The sequence below is a fragment of the Oceanobacillus chungangensis genome, assembly GCF_003369565.1.
GTDB classification, from domain to species: Bacteria; Bacillota; Bacilli; order Bacillales; family Amphibacillaceae; genus Oceanobacillus; species Oceanobacillus chungangensis.
The window spans coordinates 33284-51954 of record NZ_PIOD01000010.1 but is presented as its reverse complement, the minus strand read 5'-3'; the positions used below and the strand labels follow the sequence as shown (position 1 = coordinate 51954).

The 18671-nt window shown below is 38.9% G+C and carries 34 protein-coding genes; all 34 read right to left on the bottom strand.

Annotated features, from left to right (window positions below; translation table 11 throughout):
• Positions 1-27 precede the first annotated feature (27 nt).
• The 34 genes from truA to rpsJ all read right to left on the bottom strand — a co-directional run bounded on the left by truA (position 28) and on the right by rpsJ (position 18302).
• The gene (gene truA, locus CWR45_RS09770; protein WP_115749684.1) at positions 28-774 is read right to left on the bottom strand and encodes a tRNA pseudouridine(38-40) synthase TruA; all 747 of its coding nucleotides are present in this window, start codon (positions 772-774) and stop codon (positions 28-30) included.
• Between the two features lie 16 nt (positions 775-790).
• The gene (locus CWR45_RS09765) at positions 791-1594 is read right to left on the bottom strand and encodes an energy-coupling factor transporter transmembrane component T family protein (protein ID WP_115749683.1); all 804 of its coding nucleotides are present in this window, start codon (positions 1592-1594) and stop codon (positions 791-793) included.
• Complete coding sequence (locus tag CWR45_RS09760) at positions 1591-2460, bottom strand: energy-coupling factor ABC transporter ATP-binding protein (RefSeq protein ID WP_115749682.1); 870 nt, start codon at positions 2458-2460, stop codon at positions 1591-1593. Before CWR45_RS09760 ends, CWR45_RS09765 begins: the two co-directional genes overlap by 4 nt.
• Positions 2436-3275 (bottom strand): energy-coupling factor ABC transporter ATP-binding protein, encoded by an 840-nt coding sequence (locus CWR45_RS09755; RefSeq protein ID WP_115749681.1) that lies wholly within the window; start codon positions 3273-3275, stop codon positions 2436-2438. Before CWR45_RS09755 ends, CWR45_RS09760 begins: the two co-directional genes overlap by 25 nt.
• Before the next feature lie 677 nt (positions 3276-3952).
• The gene (gene rplQ, locus CWR45_RS09745; RefSeq protein WP_115749679.1) at positions 3953-4306 is read right to left on the bottom strand and encodes a 50S ribosomal protein L17; all 354 of its coding nucleotides are present in this window, start codon (positions 4304-4306) and stop codon (positions 3953-3955) included.
• Positions 4307-4350: 44 nt separating this feature from the next.
• Entirely contained in the window at positions 4351-5295 is a 945-nt protein-coding gene (locus tag CWR45_RS09740) for a DNA-directed RNA polymerase subunit alpha (protein ID WP_115749678.1), read from the bottom strand.
• A gap of 198 nt (positions 5296-5493) precedes the next feature.
• A complete protein-coding gene (gene rpsK, locus CWR45_RS09735; RefSeq protein WP_114914913.1) occupies positions 5494-5883 on the bottom strand; it encodes a 30S ribosomal protein S11 in 390 nt (129 codons plus the stop codon).
• A 25-nt stretch (positions 5884-5908) separates the two neighbouring features.
• Complete coding sequence (gene rpsM / locus CWR45_RS09730; RefSeq protein WP_114914912.1) at positions 5909-6274, bottom strand: 30S ribosomal protein S13; 366 nt, start codon at positions 6272-6274, stop codon at positions 5909-5911.
• 24 nt (positions 6275-6298) lie between these two features.
• Positions 6299-6412, bottom strand: a complete 114-nt coding sequence (rpmJ, locus tag CWR45_RS09725; protein ID WP_029267374.1) for a 50S ribosomal protein L36 — start codon at positions 6410-6412, stop codon at positions 6299-6301.
• Between the two features lie 31 nt (positions 6413-6443).
• On the bottom strand, positions 6444-6662 hold the full coding sequence (gene infA, locus CWR45_RS09720; protein WP_040985051.1) for a translation initiation factor IF-1: 219 nt from the start codon (positions 6660-6662) through the stop codon (positions 6444-6446).
• Positions 6649-6975, bottom strand: coding sequence for a KOW domain-containing RNA-binding protein (locus CWR45_RS09715; protein WP_425453615.1), 327 nt, complete (start codon positions 6973-6975; stop codon positions 6649-6651). Before CWR45_RS09715 ends, infA begins: the two co-directional genes overlap by 14 nt.
• Positions 6976-7159: 184 nt before the next feature.
• The gene (locus CWR45_RS09710) at positions 7160-7804 is read right to left on the bottom strand and encodes an adenylate kinase (RefSeq protein ID WP_115749676.1); all 645 of its coding nucleotides are present in this window, start codon (positions 7802-7804) and stop codon (positions 7160-7162) included.
• Between the two features lie 33 nt (positions 7805-7837).
• Positions 7838-9130 (bottom strand): preprotein translocase subunit SecY, encoded by a 1293-nt coding sequence (gene secY, locus CWR45_RS09705; protein WP_115749675.1) that lies wholly within the window; start codon positions 9128-9130, stop codon positions 7838-7840.
• Positions 9130-9570, bottom strand: a complete 441-nt coding sequence (gene rplO, locus CWR45_RS09700; RefSeq protein ID WP_115749674.1) for a 50S ribosomal protein L15 — start codon at positions 9568-9570, stop codon at positions 9130-9132. The genes secY and rplO overlap by 1 nt, the downstream gene beginning before the upstream one ends.
• Before the next feature lie 30 nt (positions 9571-9600).
• Positions 9601-9783: a 50S ribosomal protein L30 gene (gene rpmD / locus CWR45_RS09695; protein WP_115749673.1), complete on the bottom strand. Its 183-nt coding sequence runs from the start codon at positions 9781-9783 to the stop codon at positions 9601-9603.
• A 16-nt stretch (positions 9784-9799) separates the two neighbouring features.
• Positions 9800-10303: a 30S ribosomal protein S5 gene (gene rpsE, locus CWR45_RS09690; protein WP_115749672.1), complete on the bottom strand. Its 504-nt coding sequence runs from the start codon at positions 10301-10303 to the stop codon at positions 9800-9802.
• A gap of 21 nt (positions 10304-10324) precedes the next feature.
• Positions 10325-10687 (bottom strand): 50S ribosomal protein L18, encoded by a 363-nt coding sequence (rplR, locus tag CWR45_RS09685; protein ID WP_115749671.1) that lies wholly within the window; start codon positions 10685-10687, stop codon positions 10325-10327.
• A 37-nt stretch (positions 10688-10724) separates the two neighbouring features.
• Positions 10725-11261: a 50S ribosomal protein L6 gene (gene rplF / locus CWR45_RS09680; RefSeq protein ID WP_115749670.1), complete on the bottom strand. Its 537-nt coding sequence runs from the start codon at positions 11259-11261 to the stop codon at positions 10725-10727.
• A gap of 31 nt (positions 11262-11292) precedes the next feature.
• Complete coding sequence (rpsH, locus tag CWR45_RS09675; RefSeq protein WP_115749669.1) at positions 11293-11691, bottom strand: 30S ribosomal protein S8; 399 nt, start codon at positions 11689-11691, stop codon at positions 11293-11295.
• A 29-nt stretch (positions 11692-11720) separates the two neighbouring features.
• On the bottom strand, positions 11721-11906 hold the full coding sequence (locus tag CWR45_RS09670; protein WP_114914902.1) for a type Z 30S ribosomal protein S14: 186 nt from the start codon (positions 11904-11906) through the stop codon (positions 11721-11723).
• A gap of 29 nt (positions 11907-11935) precedes the next feature.
• The gene (gene rplE, locus CWR45_RS09665; protein WP_115749668.1) at positions 11936-12475 is read right to left on the bottom strand and encodes a 50S ribosomal protein L5; all 540 of its coding nucleotides are present in this window, start codon (positions 12473-12475) and stop codon (positions 11936-11938) included.
• 26 nt (positions 12476-12501) lie between these two features.
• On the bottom strand, positions 12502-12813 hold the full coding sequence (gene rplX, locus CWR45_RS09660) for a 50S ribosomal protein L24 (RefSeq protein WP_115749667.1): 312 nt from the start codon (positions 12811-12813) through the stop codon (positions 12502-12504).
• Between the two features lie 36 nt (positions 12814-12849).
• Complete coding sequence (gene rplN, locus CWR45_RS09655; RefSeq protein ID WP_115749666.1) at positions 12850-13218, bottom strand: 50S ribosomal protein L14; 369 nt, start codon at positions 13216-13218, stop codon at positions 12850-12852.
• Between the two features lie 43 nt (positions 13219-13261).
• The gene (gene rpsQ, locus CWR45_RS09650) at positions 13262-13525 is read right to left on the bottom strand and encodes a 30S ribosomal protein S17 (protein WP_115749665.1); all 264 of its coding nucleotides are present in this window, start codon (positions 13523-13525) and stop codon (positions 13262-13264) included.
• 25 nt (positions 13526-13550) lie between these two features.
• Complete coding sequence (rpmC, locus tag CWR45_RS09645; protein ID WP_114914897.1) at positions 13551-13751, bottom strand: 50S ribosomal protein L29; 201 nt, start codon at positions 13749-13751, stop codon at positions 13551-13553.
• Positions 13741-14175, bottom strand: a complete 435-nt coding sequence (gene rplP, locus CWR45_RS09640; protein WP_115749664.1) for a 50S ribosomal protein L16 — start codon at positions 14173-14175, stop codon at positions 13741-13743. The genes rpmC and rplP overlap by 11 nt, the downstream gene beginning before the upstream one ends.
• 18 nt (positions 14176-14193) lie before the next feature.
• Positions 14194-14835, bottom strand: coding sequence for a 30S ribosomal protein S3 (gene rpsC / locus CWR45_RS09635; RefSeq protein ID WP_115749663.1), 642 nt, complete (start codon positions 14833-14835; stop codon positions 14194-14196).
• Between the two features lie 3 nt (positions 14836-14838).
• Entirely contained in the window at positions 14839-15180 is a 342-nt protein-coding gene (rplV, locus tag CWR45_RS09630; RefSeq protein WP_115749662.1) for a 50S ribosomal protein L22, read from the bottom strand.
• An 18-nt stretch (positions 15181-15198) separates the two neighbouring features.
• On the bottom strand, positions 15199-15477 hold the full coding sequence (gene rpsS, locus CWR45_RS09625) for a 30S ribosomal protein S19 (protein WP_115749661.1): 279 nt from the start codon (positions 15475-15477) through the stop codon (positions 15199-15201).
• A gap of 57 nt (positions 15478-15534) precedes the next feature.
• A complete protein-coding gene (gene rplB / locus CWR45_RS09620; RefSeq protein WP_115749660.1) occupies positions 15535-16365 on the bottom strand; it encodes a 50S ribosomal protein L2 in 831 nt (276 codons plus the stop codon).
• 31 nt (positions 16366-16396) lie between these two features.
• Positions 16397-16684 carry a 50S ribosomal protein L23 gene (gene rplW / locus CWR45_RS09615; RefSeq protein WP_115749659.1) on the bottom strand — a complete coding sequence of 96 codons (288 nt, stop codon included), beginning with the start codon at positions 16682-16684 and terminating at the stop codon, positions 16397-16399.
• Positions 16684-17307, bottom strand: a complete 624-nt coding sequence (gene rplD, locus CWR45_RS09610) for a 50S ribosomal protein L4 (protein ID WP_115749658.1) — start codon at positions 17305-17307, stop codon at positions 16684-16686. The genes rplW and rplD overlap by 1 nt, the downstream gene beginning before the upstream one ends.
• A 26-nt stretch (positions 17308-17333) precedes the next feature.
• On the bottom strand, positions 17334-17963 hold the full coding sequence (gene rplC, locus CWR45_RS09605) for a 50S ribosomal protein L3 (RefSeq protein WP_115749657.1): 630 nt from the start codon (positions 17961-17963) through the stop codon (positions 17334-17336).
• Between the two features lie 30 nt (positions 17964-17993).
• Positions 17994-18302, bottom strand: coding sequence for a 30S ribosomal protein S10 (gene rpsJ / locus CWR45_RS09600; protein ID WP_114914888.1), 309 nt, complete (start codon positions 18300-18302; stop codon positions 17994-17996).
• Between the last annotated feature and the right edge of the window lie 369 nt (positions 18303-18671).

Sequence of the window (18671 nt, the reverse complement as noted above, 5' to 3'; positions counted from 1 at the left end):
CCGGTAATTGTCAAGTTCAATAGGCATTTATTTATCATATTTTACTTGCCATAAGTACAGTCCTTGAGGTGCAATTGTTTTACCTGCAAGCTGTCGATTTTCCCCTTCCAATAGCATCTTAATATCGGCTGGCAGTCTTCTTCCTTGCCCGATATCTAATAACACGCTAACCATAATTCGTACCATATTATACAAAAAGCCAGATCCGCGGAAAACGAACTCAATTTCCGCTCCTTTTCGATTGCAGGTTGCTTGGTAAATCGTTCTTACCTTACTCCCCTTTGTCGTCGCCTTTGCTGAAGAAAACGTTGTGAAATCATGCGTACCTTCTAAATAGCTACATGCTTCCTGCATTTTCTCTATGTCGAGATGATATGGAAAATAATACGCATAGTTTCGTTTAAATACGTCTGGTTTCTCAGCATTCCAAACGAAATAGTGATATTCTTTTTCCACTGCACTATATCTCGCATGAAACGCATCTGTAACCCTTTCAACCTTTTCAATATAAACATCATCCGGTAACAAGGTATTCATCGCTCGCTTCCATCCTAACTCAGGAATATCGAAAGGTGAATCGAAATGAATTACCTGTCCCTTTGCATGAACGCCTGCATCGGTACGTCCCGATGCCTGCAGGCGTACCGATTCCCCTTTATGAATCTGCTTTAAAACCTTTTCCAGTTCTCCTTGAACAGTACGCTTCGTCGGCTGGTGTTGGAAGCCAAAGAATTCATAACCATCATAGTTGATTGTACATTTCAGTCTTCCCATACTAGTCCAGCCTCTCTTACGAATAATTTCTAGTTAAAAATAACAATGCTATGACACATGCAAAGAGAAGATAGACCATAATGTCCCGTAGCTCGATTTTCAGTTCACGCAACTTCGTACGGCCCTCTCCACCTTGATAGCCACGTGCCTCCATTGCCATTGCAAGCTCTTCAGCACGTTTAAATGCACTAACAAACAGTGGAACTAACAGAGGGACTACCGCTTTTATCCGGTCCTTTATTGGCCCTGTACGAAAATCAACACCACGCGATGCCTGTGCTCTGGAAATCTTATCCGTTTCCTGCATTAGAGTAGGAATAAAGCGTAAAGAAATCGACATCATGAGTGCAAGCTCATGAACTGGAAATCTAACTTTGTTTAATGGTCGCAGCATGTCTTCAATCGCATCAGTTATTTCAATTGGTGTCGTTGTTAACGTAAGTAATGAAGTTACAAGAATTAACAGGAAGAACCGGATTGAAATTGCAAATCCCTGAATGACACCACCCGAATAGAATTCGAAAATCCAAAAATCAAAAATAACCGTTCCTTCTTTTGTAACAAATAAGTGCAGAATAAACGTAAATATAATTAAGAACCATACCGGTGTGAGACCCTTCATAATAAAACGTAATGGAACTCGTGACGTGAACATACATGCAAGTGCAAATACAACGAGTACACTATAGCTCGCTAAACTATTTGCGAAGAAAACGGTAATCACATAGAAAAAGATGATCGTAATTTTTGTTCTTGGATCCAATTTATGGACAAGCGAATTACCTGGAACATACTGACCAATAATTAAGGAATTATTCATTTGACTTTCGCTCCTTTAACTACTGGCTGTATTATCTGTGCTAGTTCCTTGACTGATTGTTTTTCAAAAGGAATTTCCTCACCGAATCGCTCCTTGAAGGAGTTTAAAAAGCGAACCATTTCTGGTACATCTAATTGAACTCGGTTCAATGCATCCTTTTGAACAAAAACTTCCTCAGGTTTTCCTTCCATGTACTTGGTTCCATTATTTAAAATGATCACCTGATCGGCATACTTTACCGCATCCTCCATGCTATGTGTGACAAGAACAGTTGTTAGGCCTTCTTCCTTATGTAAACGATAGAACATTTCCATAATATCCTTCTGTCCCCTAGGGTCGAGTCCAGCTGTTGGTTCATCCAGGACGAGTATATCCGGTTTAATGGCAAGAACACCAGCAATCGCGACCCTACGCATCTGTCCACCGCTTAAATCAAATGGCGACCGTTCTAATACGCTTGTAGGCAACCCTACTGCTGGAACTATCGCTTCGATACGTTTCTTAATCTCTTCTTTTGGAACATCGAAGTTCTCGGGTCCAAAGGCTATATCCTTCTCAACGTTTTCTTCAAATAATTGATGTTCTGGATATTGAAAAACAACGCCAACACGGCTGCGTAATTCTTTCATATTCTTCGGCTTGTCTTCTTTAGACAGATGGTAATCACCAATAGATACAATTCCCTCTGTTGGCACAGATAGACCGTTTAGATGGTTAATCAAAGTTGACTTCCCTGAACCGGTATGACCGATAATTGCTACAAATGAACCCGATTCAATATGAAATGAAACATTGTCTAATGCTTTATGTTCGAATGGTGAATTAGGTTGATAAATGTAAGTTACGTTCTCGAATGTAATGTCCATAATTCCTCCAATAGCTCTTCGTGGTTTAAAGGTTCTTGCGAAATTGTGATTCCCACTTGATTAAGTTCATCAGCTAAAATGGCTACAAATGGTACATCCAATCCGATTATCCGAAGTTCATCTTTTTTGGAGAATATCTCTCGTGGAGTAGCCTCATCCCATATTTCGCCTTCATTCATAACAATAACACGATCTGCTTGTACGACTTCATGTAAATCATGTGTAATCGTGATTAAGGAAAGCCCTTGATTGCTTTGGAGCTGCGATACAGTTTCCATAATTTCCTTGCGACCATTTGGATCAAGCATTGCGGTCGCCTCATCAAGAATTAGTACTTTCGGTGAAATTGCCAACACACTTGCAATCGCAACACGTTGTTTCTGCCCACCAGACAGGCGATGTGGCTCTGTCATCCGATAGGCCTGCATTCCGACTGCATTCAATGTTTCATCAATACGCTTCACCATTTTTTCACGGGGAAAACCGCGATTTTCCATCCCAAACGCAACATCATCCTGAACTGTCGCCCCTACAAACTGATTATCGGGATTTTGAAACACCATTCCAACTTCTTTGCGAATATTCCAGATGGATGCCTCATTTACTTCTTGTCCATCTATAATAATTTCCCCTTGCTGCGGGAAAAGCAATCCATTTACGAGCTTAGCGATAGTAGATTTTCCAGAGCCATTATGGCCAATAATCGCTACCCACTCATCTTCGTAAATATCAAATGAAACATTTTTTAATACCCAAGGCTGCTCTTCTCCATATCGAAACGATACATTTCTAAACTCAATTAACTTTCTACTCATTAAAAATATCTCTCCTAACCTATACTCCTGCCTGGGATTTTTGTACTGCCGATATCGCTTCGCACGGAGTGATTTATCGTTTCTCCTGCTGATATACTTGCGCTCATGCTGATATATTTTTTCTCCTGCCGATATCCTTGCGCTCGTGGCGATATATTTTTTCTCCTGCCGATATCCTTGCGCTCGTGGCGATATATTTTTTCTCCTGCTAATATACTTGCGCTCGTGGCGATATATTTTTTCTCCTGCTGATACACTTGCGCTCGTGGCGATATATTTTTTCTCCTGCTGATATACTTGCGCTCGTGGCGATATATTTTTTCTCCTGCTGATATACTTGCGCCCATGCTGATATATTTTTTCTCTTGCCGATATCCTTGAGCTCATGCTGATATATTGTTCTCCTGCTGATATGGCTCGTACGTGACGATATAATCATTCTACGAAAAAATACCGCCTCTAAACGGTCGCTTGCATTTTTCCTTGTCTAGCTCAAACTCCTAGAGGCTACCGTCATAAGCAATTGGCACTTCGAGTGGTAAGTTCGCCACTCTTAGGTCCCTTGCCTATGCCCTCCGTCTCTGGGCAAGCCCGCTATACTTTTCCTTACTACAAAAAAAGGGCTTGGATTCACCTCGTTAGAGATTAAAGTCCTGCCCTTGCCGCATGTTTCTTGTTTAGACCAATTCAATGATTGCCATTTTTGCGCCATCGCCTTGGCGTTCACCAAGTTTAAGAACACGTGTGTATCCACCTTGTCTCTCATCATAGCGTTTAGCAACATCATCAAAAAGTTTTTGAATTACATTATTTTCTTCATCAGCTTCTTTGTTATAAAGGAATGCTGCTGCTTGACGGCGAGCGTGAAGATCTCCACGTTTACCTAATGTAATCATTTTATCTACAATCGATTTTAAATCCTTCGCTTTTGCTTCTGTAGTTTCAATCCGTTCATGAATAATTAAATCAGATGCAAGGTTGCGAAGCATTGCCATACGGCTGTCTGTACTACGTCCAAATTTTCTAGCCATGTTAGTACCTCCCTTTCAAAAATCTCTAAAGGTGACTGTGTTTATCAGTCGTCATTACGCAAACCTAAATCAAGATCTGCTAATTTATGTTTAACTTCTTCAAGTGATTTACGACCTAAATTACGAACCTTCATCATATCTTCTTCGCTCTTATTTGCAAGCTCTTGAACAGTATTAATTCCAGCGCGTTTTAAGCAGTTATAAGATCTAACAGAAAGATCAAGTTCTTCGATTGTCATTTCCATAACTTTCTCTTTTTGATCTTCTTCTTTTTCAACCATAATTTCGGCATTTTGTGCCTCATCCGTTAGCCCTACGAAAATATTAAAATGCTCTGTAATGATTTTAGCACCTAAAGAAACTGCTTCTTCAGGACGAATGCTTCCATCAGTAGAGACATCAATTGTTAATTTATCATAGTTTGCATTTTGACCTACTCTTGTGTTTTCTACTTGGTAGGAAACACGTGATACAGGTGTAAAAATAGAATCAATCGCAATAACACCTATTGGTTGATCCTCATGTTTATTCTGCTCAGCTTGGCGATATCCTCGACCACGCTCAGCTGTCATTCTCATGTTTAAAGCGCCTTTACTATTTAAAGTAGCGATCTTCAAATCCGGATTCAACACTTCTACATCACTGTCATACGTAAGGTCAGCAGCAGTTACTACCCCTTCACCTTGAACAGATAATTCAATCGTTTTCGGTTCATCAGAATAAATCTTAAGTGCTAACTTCTTTAAGCTCAAAATAATTTGAGTGACATCTTCGACAACTCCATCGATAGTTGAGAACTCATGTAAAGCACCATCAATTTGAATTGATGTAACGGCAGCACCTGGAAGTGAGGATAGTAAGATACGACGCAAGGAGTTTCCTAGAGTGGCACCATATCCACGTTCAAGTGGTTCTACTACGAATTTCCCGAAAGTAGCATCATCGCTAATTTCAATCGTTTCAATATTTGGCTTTTCTATTTCGATCATTCAACAAAACCCTCCTTTAAAACGTCGAAACCCCGGCTAGACCCATGTCTAACCGAAATTCCTCAATAGGCAGTTGGCGTTTCTGCACTACCTGCAATTCATTCGTACTGTCCTGTCCTGATGTCTTAAAAAATAAATCTACTTTTTTTAGCTATCATAACCCATTATAGACAGGGTGACAAATTCTATACGGTAAAATTATACACGACGACGTTTTGGTGGGCGGCATCCATTATGAGGAACTGGAGTTACGTCAACAATTGCTGTAACTTCTAAACCAGCTGCTTGAAGTGAACGAATTGCTGCTTCACGTCCAGCTCCAGGCCCTTTAACAGTAACCTCTAATGTCTTCATGCCATTTTCGATTGCTGATTTAGCTACAGTTTCTGCAGCCATTTGAGCAGCAAATGGAGTAGATTTACGTGAACCCTTAAAGCCTAATGCACCTGCTGAGCTCCAGCCAACTGCATTACCTTGTGTATCCGTAATTGTAACAATTGTATTGTTAAATGTAGAACGGATATGCGCGATACCTGATTCAATATTCTTTTTCACACGACGTTTACGTGTATTAGTATTACGTGCCATTGATTAGTTAACCTCCTTTACTACTTTATTTTTTCTTGTTAGCCATTGTACGACGTGGGCCTTTACGAGTACGTGAGTTGTTTTTAGTATGTTGTCCACGAACTGGTAAGCTACGACGATGACGAAGGCCTCTATATGAACCAATTTCGATCAAACGTTTAATGTTAAGTGATACTTCACGACGAAGGTCACCTTCCGTATTATATTGATCGATTGCTGTACGAATTCTACCTAATTCGTCTTCAGTTAAATCACGAACACGAGTGTCTTCTGAAACGCCTGCTTCTTTAAGGACTTTCTGTGCGGTAACTTTACCAATTCCAAAGATATAAGTTAAAGAAATGACAACACGTTTATCACGTGGGATGTCAATACCTGCTATACGTGCCATAGAATAGTTGCACCTCCTAAGGTTTTAGCCTTGTTTTTGTTTGTGTTTGGGATTTTCGCAAATCACCATTACTTTACCCTTACGCTTAATTATTTTACATTTTTCACAAATTGGTTTTACAGATGCTCTTACTTTCATCATCTTTACCTCCTTTTATATCGGAGCTCGTTTATTTATAACGATACGTAATTCGTCCTTTTGTCAAATCATACGGAGAAAGCTCAACCGTTACTTTGTCACCTGGCAGAATACGGATAAAATGCATACGGATTTTACCAGATACATGTGCTAAGACCGTATGGCCGTTTTCAAGCTCTACTTTAAACATTGCGTTAGGCAATGTATCTGTTACGGTGCCTTCTACTTCAATTACATCATCTTTTGCCATCGTGTAGATCTCCCTTCTTCAAATCAGTCACAATCTCACTTTTAAACTTAGATATGGCAAATCGCAATTTCCCATTTGTGACACGACCAGTTTCTAGAAGGCTGTTTTGGACTTCTGGGGAAATATAGTCCAGCTTCTCAAGGTGATGTAGATTCTTTCTCTTTGGCCTATTCGTCTTTCGCCTCTCCCCATCAGCTAACAAGACAGTATGATGATCCACTACATGAATGATTATCATATAAAGACCCGCATCACGACCTTGCAAAATACGAACAACCTGACCTAGCATCAGAACCTGATCTCCTGTGTTCAACAACGATCACCTGCACTAAGGCATTAGAAAAATATATTCCCTCTTAAAGGGCTACTTCTATATTTGACCTGTGTCACTTTATTTAAAGCAATACATTTTAATTTTTAAATTACTCACGACTTTAATTATAACTTTTTACAGATAGAAATGCATCTATTCCGCGCTAGATGTAATTAAAATCGTTTTATTTTACAAGTTTTTTTTGAATATCTTCGAAAACATTGTCAATTTCTTGATTTCCGTTAACAGTAACAAGATATCCTTTTTCTTGATAAAAATCGAGTAATGGTTTTGTCTGCTCGATATTCACGGCTAAACGTCTTTTCACTGTTTCGGCTTTATCATCATCACGTTGAATTAACTGTGAACCGTCTTTATCGCAAATTCCTTCTACTTTAGGCGGATTGAATTCGATATGATAGGCTGTTCCACATGTTGGACAAATTCTACGACCCGTTAGACGCTCCACTAATTTTTCTTCCGGCACGTCTACATGTAATACGTAGTCAATGGATTCACCAAGATCTGAAAGAAGTTGCTGTAAGGCTTCTGCTTGAGCAATCGTTCTTGGAAATCCATCCAATAGGAAGCCGTTCTTGCAGTCATCTTTACTTAAACGTTCTTTCACAATTCCAATTGTTACTTCATCTGGAACAAGATCTCCACGATCCATATATTCCTGCGCTTTCTTACCAAGATCTGTACCTTCTTTGATGCTTAGACGAAACATATCCCCTGTTGAAATATGCGGGATATTATATTTATCTTTAATTTTCTCTGCCTGTGTACCTTTTCCTGCACCAGGTAATCCCATTAAAATTAAATTCATCGATCTTCCTCGCTCTCATTGGCAGCAGAGAACTTATTTAATAAACCCTTTGTAGTGACGCTTCACTAACTGACTTTCTAATTGTTTCATTGTTTGTAATGCTACACCTACAACGATTAGTAAACTTGTGCCGCCGATTTGTACTGCACTAGGCAGATTAGCAAGACTACCCAAGATAATTGGTAATACCGCAACAACTGCTAAGAATATCGCACCTACAAATGTTAAACGGTATAGAACACGTGTAAGATACGTTTCAGTATTCTTCCCTGGACGAATTCCAGGAATATAGCCACCTTGTTTTTGCAAGTTCTCTGCCATTTGCTCAGGATTAACCTGAATAAATGTATAGAAGTATGCAAATGCAATGATTAGAGCTGAGTATATTACCATACCAACGGGTTGAGTGTAATCAAATATATTCATAAGTGTTGCTGCTACTTGATTACCTTCAAAGAAACTAGCAATCGTCCTTGGTGCCATGATAAACGCTACTGCAAAGATTACAGGAATAACCCCTGCACCATTTACTTTTAAAGGTAAATGTGTTGACTGACCACCAACTGGAGAACGATTTACAAGTTTTTTTGCGTATTGAACTGGTATTTTTCGTAATGCTTGGTTAACAAATATAACTCCAACTACAACAGCTATTGCAACTAATACAATTAAGGCAACGATAATGATGTTGATAAATAGTTCATCACCAGCATTTACAAAATATTGACTATACAATTGAGCAACACCGTTCGGTACTGCAGCAACGATACCAGCAAAAATAATTACAGAGATTCCATTTCCAACACCATGTGCTGTAATTTGTTCACCTAACCACATTAAGAAAGCTGTACCTGCCGTTAATACAATTGCAATTACAAGGAATTTCATAAAACCTGGATCAACTATTAACAACCCACCGGCCATTGCATTAAACCCTGCTGACATAGCAATTGCTTGAATGAATGCGAATCCGATTGCTGCATAGCGTGTAACCTGTGCAATTTTCTTGCGTCCCATCTCGCCTTGTTTCTTCCACTCAGCAAATTTTGGAACAATGTCCATTTGCAATAATTGCATGATGATAGATGCCGTAATATATGGCATTATTCCCATAGCAAAAATTGAAAAGTTCTGTAGTGCTCCACCACCAAATGTATTTAAGAAACCAAAGACGTTCTGCTGGTTCATAAAGTCAATTGCTGCTTTATCTGTAAATGGCACAGGAATGAACGTGCCTAGACGAAAAACAATTAACATTAATAATGTAAAAACTATTTTTCGTCTAATGTCAGCCACGCGCCAAAAATTGGAGATTGTACGAAACATTAGATCACCTCAGTCTTACCGCCCGCTGTCTCAATAGCTTCTTTAGCTGAAGCAGAGAACTTATGAGCTTTTACTGTTAGTTTCTTTTCGATAGCGCCAAAACCTAGCACCTTAATGCCGGAATTCAATTTGCTCACGATACCTTCTTCAAGTAATAGCTCTGGTGTAACTTCTGTGCCGTCTTCAAAGCGATTTAATGCATCTAAGTTAACTATAGCAAATTCTTTACGATTAATGTTGCTAAAGCCACGTTTCGGTAAACGTTGGAATAATGGCATTTGACCACCCTCGAACCCTGGGCGTACACCGCCGCCTGAACGTGAGTTTTGTCCTTTATGTCCTCTGCCAGAAGTCTTCCCGTTACCTGAGGACATTCCACGACCCACACGATTTCTCTCTTTGCGAGTTCCTTCTGATGCTTTTAATTCATGAAGTTTCATACAAGCACCTCCTCTTTAAGCTTTATAGTATTATATTTCTTTAACTGTTACAAGATGAGATACGACGTTGATCATACCACGAACAACTGGAGTATCTTCACGAACAACGGACTGGCGAATTTTCTTAAGCCCTAGTGCTTCAACAGTTTTAATTTGTTTTTCTTTTCGACCAATAACACTCCGTGTGAGGGTGATTTCTAATTGTTTAGACATATTGTTTCCCTCCCTATTATCCTAACAGTTCTTCTACAGACTTTCCACGTAGTTTTGCTACGTCTTCTGCACGTTTTAATTGTGTTAAGCCATCTAATGTTGCACGAATCATATTAATTGGTGTGTTTGAACCTAATGATTTTGTAAGAATATCACCGACACCAGCAAGTTCTAAAATCGCACGAACTGGACCACCAGAGATAACTCCAGTACCTTCAGAAGCTGGTTTCATTAATACGTGACCAGATCCAAATTTACCATTTACTGTGTGTGGAATTGAAGTTCCAACGATTGGTACAGTAATTAAGTTTTTCTTAGCATCATCAACTGCTTTTTTAATTGCTTCTGGTACTTCTTGTGCTTTACCAGTACCAAAACCTACATGACCGTTTTTATCTCCAACAACAACTAGAGCTGCAAAACGGAAACGACGTCCACCTTTTACTACTTTAGCAACACGGTTTACCGTAACTACACGTTCTTCAAGTTCTAATTTGTTCGGATCGATGTTTGTTTTCATTTAAGAGTTCCCTCCTTTTTATTAAAATTCAAGACCTGCCTCACGAGCAGCTTCCGCCAACGCTTGTATACGACCATGGTATAGATAGCCTCCGCGATCAAAAACAACGGATTTAATTCCTTTTTCTTGAGCACGCTTCGCTACCATTTCACCGACTTTTTTAGCTGCATCTACATTGCTAGTAACTTCAACATTAAGTTCTTTGTCCTTTGTTGATGCACTTGCTAATGTTACGCCGTTATTATCATCGATAATTTGTGCGTAGATATTTTTATTTGAACGATATACGTTTAAACGAGGACGTGCTTCTGTTCCACTAAGGTTTTTACGAACTCGGCCGTGTCTCTTTTTACGTAGTACATTTCTGTCAGGCTTTGTGATCATCTAGGTCACTCCTTTCTTGCTTGCTAACTAACTAATCTTACTTAGCAGTTTTACCTTCTTTACGGCGAACAAATTCACCAACGTAGCGAATTCCTTTACCTTTATACGGCTCAGGTGGTCTGATTGCTCTGATGTTAGAAGCAACTGCACCAACTAATTCTTTATCAATACCTCTAATTGTTAATTGAGTATTCTTCGGTACTTCAATTTCGATACCTTCGATTGGATCAACTTCAACTGGATTTGAGTAACCAGCATTAACGATTAGTTTCTTACCTTGCATTTGAGCACGATAACCAACACCGATCATCTCAAGATTCTTTTCAAAACCTTTGCTAACACCTTCAACCATGTTGTTGATTAAACTACGAGTAGTTCCGTGTAATGCACGATGTTCTTTAGCATCTGATGGACGTTCAACAGTAAGAACATTATCATTTATATTAATTTTCATATCTGGATGTAGATCTCTTGATAATTCACCTTTTGGTCCTTTAACAGTAATTGTAGTGCCATTAAGGTTAATGTCTACACCTTGTGGAATTTCAATTAATTTAAGTCCTATACGAGACATTCCATGCACCTCCTTAATTAAAAAATGTTAATTACCAAACGTATGCGACTACTTCGCCACCAACAGCTTGAGAACGTGCTTCTTTATCGGAAAGCACTCCTTTAGATGTTGAAACGATAGCGATACCTAAACCATTAAGTACACGAGGTACTTCATCAGCTTTAGCGTATACACGTAGACCTGGTTTGCTAATACGTTTAATTCCTGTGATTACTCGTTCTTCGTTTGCACCGTACTTAAGGAAAATACGCAGAACGCCTTGTTTATTGTCTTCGATTAATTCATAATCTTTAACAAAACCTTCACGTTTAAGGATATCAGCGATATCTTTTTTCATTTTTGAAGCTGGAAGCTCCAGTTGTTCATGTTTTACTGTGTTCGCATTACGAATGCGAGTTAGCATATCTGCGATTGGATCTGTCATAACCATTACAAATTACCTCCTTCCCGAATCGGGTTTTACCAACTTGCTTTTTTGACACCAGGAATTTGACCTTTATAGGCAAGTTCACGGAAACAAATACGGCAAAGTTTAAATTTACGAATTACTGAATGTGGACGACCACAACGTTCACAGCGTGTATATTCTTGTACTTGATATTTATGTGTACGTTTTTGTTTCGCAACCATAGATTTTTTAGCCACAAATTTCCCTCCTTGTATTAGCTCTTAGCTTACTTTTGGAAAGGCATGCCTAACTGAGCTAAAAGTTCACGAGCTTCTTCGTCTGTATTAGAAGTTGTTACAATAACAATATCCATACCACGAACTTTATTTACTTTATCATAGTTGATTTCTGGGAAAATTAGTTGTTCTTTTACACCTAGAGTGTAATTTCCACGTCCGTCAAAAGCTTTCTTAGAAATCCCACGGAAGTCACGTACACGTGGAAGTGAAACTGAGATAAGTTTTTGTAAGAAATCATACATACGTTCACCACGAAGGGTTACTTTTGTACCGATAGGCATTCCTTCACGAAGACGGAAACCAGCGATTGATTTCTTCGCACGAGTTACTAATGGTTTTTGACCAGAAATTAATGTTAATTCTTCAACAGCGGCATCTAATGCTTTTGAGTTTTGAACAGCGTCACCAACACCCATGTTGATTACGATTTTCTCTACTTTAGGCACTTGCATTGCTGATTTATAGTTAAATTTATTCATTAATGATGGTGCAATTTCATCTTGATATTTTTGTCTTAATTGATTCATCATGTCGCCCTCCTTTCGTCGCTAAATTATTTATCTAATACTTCACCGGATTTTTTAGCGATGCGGACTTTTTTGCCGTCACGTACTTCATACCCAACACGAGTTGGTTCACCGGATTTAGGATCAATTGGCATTACATTAGAAACATGAATTGGCGCTTCTAGTTCAAGAATTCCACCTTGTGGATTTTCTTGTGAAGGTTTAGCGTGTTTCTTTACAATGTTTACACCTTCTACTAGAACACGATCTTTCTTCGGATATGCTTCTAATATCGTACCTGTTTTACCACGGTCTTTACCAGATAATACTTTTACTTTATCACCTTTTTTTACATGCATGCTTTGCGCACCTCCTTGACAGGGCTATTCATTCGCTTATAAAACTTCTGGAGCTAGAGATACGATTTTCATGAATTTAGCATCACGTAATTCACGTGCAACAGGTCCGAAAATACGAGTCCCTCTTGGACTTTTATCATCACGGATAATTACGGCTGCATTTTCATCAAAACGAATATATGATCCATCTTTACGACGAGCACCAGTTTTCGTACGAACGATGACAGCTTTAACAACTTCACCTTTCTTAACAACGCCACCTGGTGTTGCTTGTTTCACTGAACAAACAATTATATCACCAATATTAGCAGTTTTACGTCCTGATCCGCCTAATACTTTAATGGTTAATAATTCACGAGCACCAGAGTTATCTGCAACTTTTAAACGAGTTTCTTGTTGAATCATAACACTGTGACCTCCCTTCGGATAATTCCTTCGCGAACTTAAATTAGATAATTACTGCTTCTTCCACTACTTCAACTAGACGAAAACGTTTAGTAGCTGAAAGTGGTCGAGTTTCCATAATGCGAACAATGTCGCCGATTTTAGCTTGGTTATTCTCATCATGTGCTTTAAATTTCTTAGAGTATTTAACACGTTTACCGTACAATTTATGGTTCTTGTGAGTTTCAATTACTACAGTAATGGTTTTATCCATTTTGTCTGAAACAACACGGCCTGTGTATACTTTACGATTATTACGTTCAGTCATTTTGAGGCTAACCTCCTCTCTTGAATTAGTTATTTACGTTTAATTCACGGTGACGTACAACAGTTTTCATTCGTGCGATTTCTTTTCTTACTTCACGAATACGTGCAGTGTTTTCCAACTGACCAGTTGCAAGTTGGAAACGCAAATTAAATAATTCTTCTTTTAATGATTTAACTTTTTGTTCAATTTCGGCAGTGGTTAGTTCTCTGATTTCATTAGCCTTCATTGATTTCACCACCAATTTCTTCGCGTTTTACGAACTTAGTTTTGATCGGTAGTTTATGAGCAGCAAGACGTAAAGCTTCGCGTGCTACTTCTTCTGAAACTCCCGCGATTTCAAACATAATTTTTCCTGGTTTTACTACTGCTACCCATCCTTCAGGAGCACCTTTACCAGAACCCATTCGTACTTCTAGAGGTTTTGCTGTATATGGTTTGTCTGGGAAAATCTTAATCCAAACTTTACCACCACGTTTCATGTAACGAGTCATTGCAATACGAGCAGCCTCGATTTGACGACTTGTAATCCAAGAAGCTTCTACAGCTTGTAAGCCGTATTCACCGAAAGCTACTGTTGTACCACCTTTAGCTTGGCCTCTCATTTTACCACGATGTTGTCTACGATATTTAACACGTTTAGGCATTAACATAATGCATTGCCCCCTTCCTTATTTATTATTTTTTGTTGGAAGGACTTCTCCACGGTAGATCCACACTTTAACACCTAATTTACCATAAGTAGTATCAGCTTCTGCTGTACCATAGTCAATGTCAGCACGTAATGTGTGTAGTGGCACTGTTCCTTCACTATAATGTTCTGCACGAGCGATATCTGCTCCACCTAGACGACCAGATACTTGTGTTTTGATTCCTTTTGCTCCCCCACGAATAGCACGTTGGATTGCTTGTTTTTGAGCTCGACGGAATGAAATACGGTTTTCTAATTGACGAGCAATACTATCTGCTACTAATTTAGCGTCTAAATCAACTTTTTTGATTTCAACAATATTAATGTGGACACGTTTGCCTGTTAGGCTGTTTAACGATTTACGTAGAGCTTCTACTTCAGATCCACCTTTACCGATTACCATACCAGGTTTACCAGTATGAATTGTAATGTTTACACGATTTGCTGCACGTTCGATTTCGATAGAAGAAACAGCAGCAATCTTCAAGCGGTTTTCAAGATATTCTCTAATCTTAATATCTTCGTGTAAAAAGTCTGCATAGTCTTTATCTGCATACCATTTAGACTCCCAGTCTTTAATAATACCTACACGGAGACCCGTTGGATTAATTTTTTGACCCACTGACTATCCCTCCTTCTTTTCTGTTACCACTACTGTAATGTGGCTAGTGCGTTTATTAATTTTACTTGCACGTCCTTGTGCGCGTGGACGGAAACGTTTCAATGTAGCACCCTCATTAACATATGCTTCAGATATTACTAGATTATCTGTATCCATCTCGTAGTTGTGTTCTGCGTTTGCGATTGCAGACTTCAAAACTTTCTCTACGACTGGAGAAGCACCACGTTGTGTATGACGGAGTATTGCAACTGCTTCGCCAACATTTTTTCCTCGAATAAGATCAACAACTAAACGAACTTTACGAGGAGCAATACGAACTGATTTCGCAACGGCTTTAGCTTGCATACTTAGTGCCTCCTCTCATTAACGATTTGTTTTCTTATCATCGCCAGCATGTCCTTTATACGTACGGGTTGGCGCGAATTCACCTAATTTATGTCCGACCATGTCCTCTGTGATATAAACTGGAACGTGTTTACGTCCATCATATACTGCAACTGTATGACCAACAAAAGTAGGGAAAATAGTTGAACGACGAGACCAAGTTTTTACTACTTGCTTCTTATCAGATTCGTTTAATTTCTCAATTTTTGTTAATAAATGATCATCTGCAAAAGGTCCTTTTTTTAAGCTACGACCCATGGATAAACCTCCTTCCGCAATTGAGAGACGGGGGATAACTCCCGCCAATTATTCCGCTTATTTTTTACGTTTACGAACGATATATTTATCAGACGGTTTGTTACGCGTACGTGTCTTGTAACCAAGAGTTGGTTTACCCCAAGGTGACATTGGTGATTTACGTCCGATTGGTGTGCGTCCTTCACCACCACCATGTGGGTGATCGTTAGGGTTCATAACAGATCCACGTACAGTTGGGCGGATACCCATCCAACGAGAACGACCTGCTTTACCAATACGGATAAGCTCATGTTCAATATTTCCTACTTGACCAACTGTTGCGCGGCAAGTGCTTAAGATTAAACGAACTTCACCAGAAGCAAGACGTACTAATGTGTACTTATCTTCACGACCTAAAATTTGTGCTTCAGCACCAGCTGAACGTGCTAATTGTCCACCATTACCTGGTTTCAATTCGATATTGTGGATAACAGTACCAACTGGAATGTTTACTAGTGGTAATGCATTACCAACTTTAATATCTGCTTCTGCACCAGATTCAATAAGTTGACCTACTTGTAATCCTTTTGGAGCTAAGATATAGCGTTTTTCACCATCAGCATAGTTAATTAATGCGATGTTTGCAGTACGGTTTGGATCGTACTCAACTGTAGCAACGCGTCCTGGTATACCATCTTTGTTGCGTTTAAAGTCAATAATACGATATTGACGTTTATGACCGCCACCTTGATGACGAACAGTTAATCTACCTTGGTTGTTACGTCCGCCACGTTTAAATAATGGACTTAGCAAGGATTTCTCTGGAGTGTCTGTTGTGATCTCTGCGAAATCTGATACAGACATGTTACGACGACCATTTGATGTTGGTCTGAATTTTTTAATCGCCATCTTGTTTTCCCTCCTTCACGAGTATTTGTTTTTAGCTTTCAAAGAAGTCTAGTTCTTTACTATCTTCTGAAAGCTGTACGATAGCTTTTTTGCGATCTGAACGATATCCTTGATAACGTCCTTGACGCTTTAATTTACCTTTAACGTTAATTGTGTTTACATTAACAACTTTTACACCAAAGACAGATTCAATCGCATCTTTGATTTCAGTTTTATTTGCTTTTGGATATACTTCGAAAGTATATTTTTTTTCTGCCATTAAGTCTGCAGAATGCTCCGTAATGACAGGGCGTTTAATAATATCGCGTGCCTCTTTCATTATGCAAGCACCTCCCCTGCTTTTTCAGCTGCATCCTTCGTTAAGATCAACTTATCATGCGAAAGCAAGTCTAATACATTCAATTCTTCAACTGTTAATACTTTTACAGTTTGAAGATTGTTTGCTGAACGAGCAACAACTTCATTTTTATCTGCAGTTACGATTAATGCTTTAGCATCAACATTTAATGCTGCAAGCATGTTAACTACTTCTTTTGTTTTTGGAGCATCGATTGCGATTGATTCCAATACTACTAAATTATCTTCCTTTACTTTAGAAGATAATGCAGATCTAAGTGCTAAACGACGTACTTTCTTAGGTAGTTTATAGCTATAGCTGCGTGGTGTTGGTCCGAAAACTACTCCACCGCCTACCCATTGTGGTGAGCGAATAGATCCTTGACGTGCACGACCAGTTCCTTTTTGACGCCATGGTTTACGACCACCACCGCGTACTTCAGAACGATTTTTTACATCGTGAGTACCTTGACGTAAAGATGCACGTTGCATTACTACTGCTTCATGTAATACATGAGTATGTGGCTCAATACCGAATACAACATCATTTAATTCGATTTCGCCAGCATTACTTCCGTCTTGTTTAAATAGTGCTACTTTAGGCATGACATATCCTCCCTTCCTGTGTTTAATTAATTAGCTTTAATTGCGCTTTTGATTTCTACATAAGATTTCTTAGCACCAGGTACATTACCTTTAACTAAAAGCAAGTTGCGTTCTACATCAACATTAACAATTTCAAGGTTTTGAATTGTAATTTGTTTTGAACCCATATGTCCTGGTAATTTTTTTCCTTTGAAGACACGCATTGCGTCTACTGCACCCATTGAACCTGGTCCTCTATGATAATGCGAACCGTGACTCATTGGACCACGAGATTGACCGTGACGTTTGATTGAACCCTGGAATCCTTTACCTTTAGATGTCCCAGTTACATCAACCATATCTCCAGCTTGGAAAATTTCAACGCTAATTTCTTGACCTACTTCATACTCATCAAGATTTGCGTTACGGATTTCACGAACGTAGCGCTTAGGGGCTGTGTTTGCTTTCTCAGCATGGCCTTTTTCCGCTTTATTAGTACGTGATTCCTTTTTATCTGCAAAACCGATTTGTAGTGCTTCATAACCGTCATTTTCTGTTGTTCTCTTTTGTAGAACTACGTTTGGCTCAGCCTGAATTACTGTAACAGGGATCAACTCTCCGTTCTCAGAAAAAAGCTGAGTCATGCCGATTTTACGACCTAAGATTCCTTTCGTCATCCGTTACACCTCCTATAATAAACCTTTATTTTATAATTTAATTTCTATATCTACACCAGATGGTAAGTCTAGACGCATTAATGAGTCAACTGTTTTTGGTGTTGGATCAACAATATCAATTAAGCGTTTATGCGTGCGCATTTCAAATTGCTCACGAGAATCTTTGTATTTGTGCACCGCACGTAATACAGTATAGATTGCTTTTTCTGTAGGCAATGGAATCGGACCTGATACGTTAGCACCAGAACGTTTCGCAGTTTCTACAATTTTCTCAGCTGATTGATCTAAAATACGATGATCATACGCTTTTAATCGAATTCTAATCTTCTCTTTTGCCATTATTTTCCCTCCTTATCGTCCATATTATTACAGACATACTCCGTGAAAATTACTTGACAGCTCGCCATGGCAAAGGGGCCGGGCGTGCCAACAACCTCTCACATCATCGCCTTCTTTTGACCAACATTAATATTATACTAAATATGCTAGGTCAATGCAACCTATATTTTCATAAGCTTATAGGTTCTTTGCACATTTTCACATTATACATAATTGTTATGACGAAAGCAAGCTTTTAACAAATTATTTTTTTGTATGGACAAGCCTTCGTGCAGTAAGCTTTATTTACCTCTCTTCATAACGATTTATTACCCATTCCAAAAAATGCTAGATATAATGTTCTCTGCTGCTAAGTAGTAGTGGCATTAC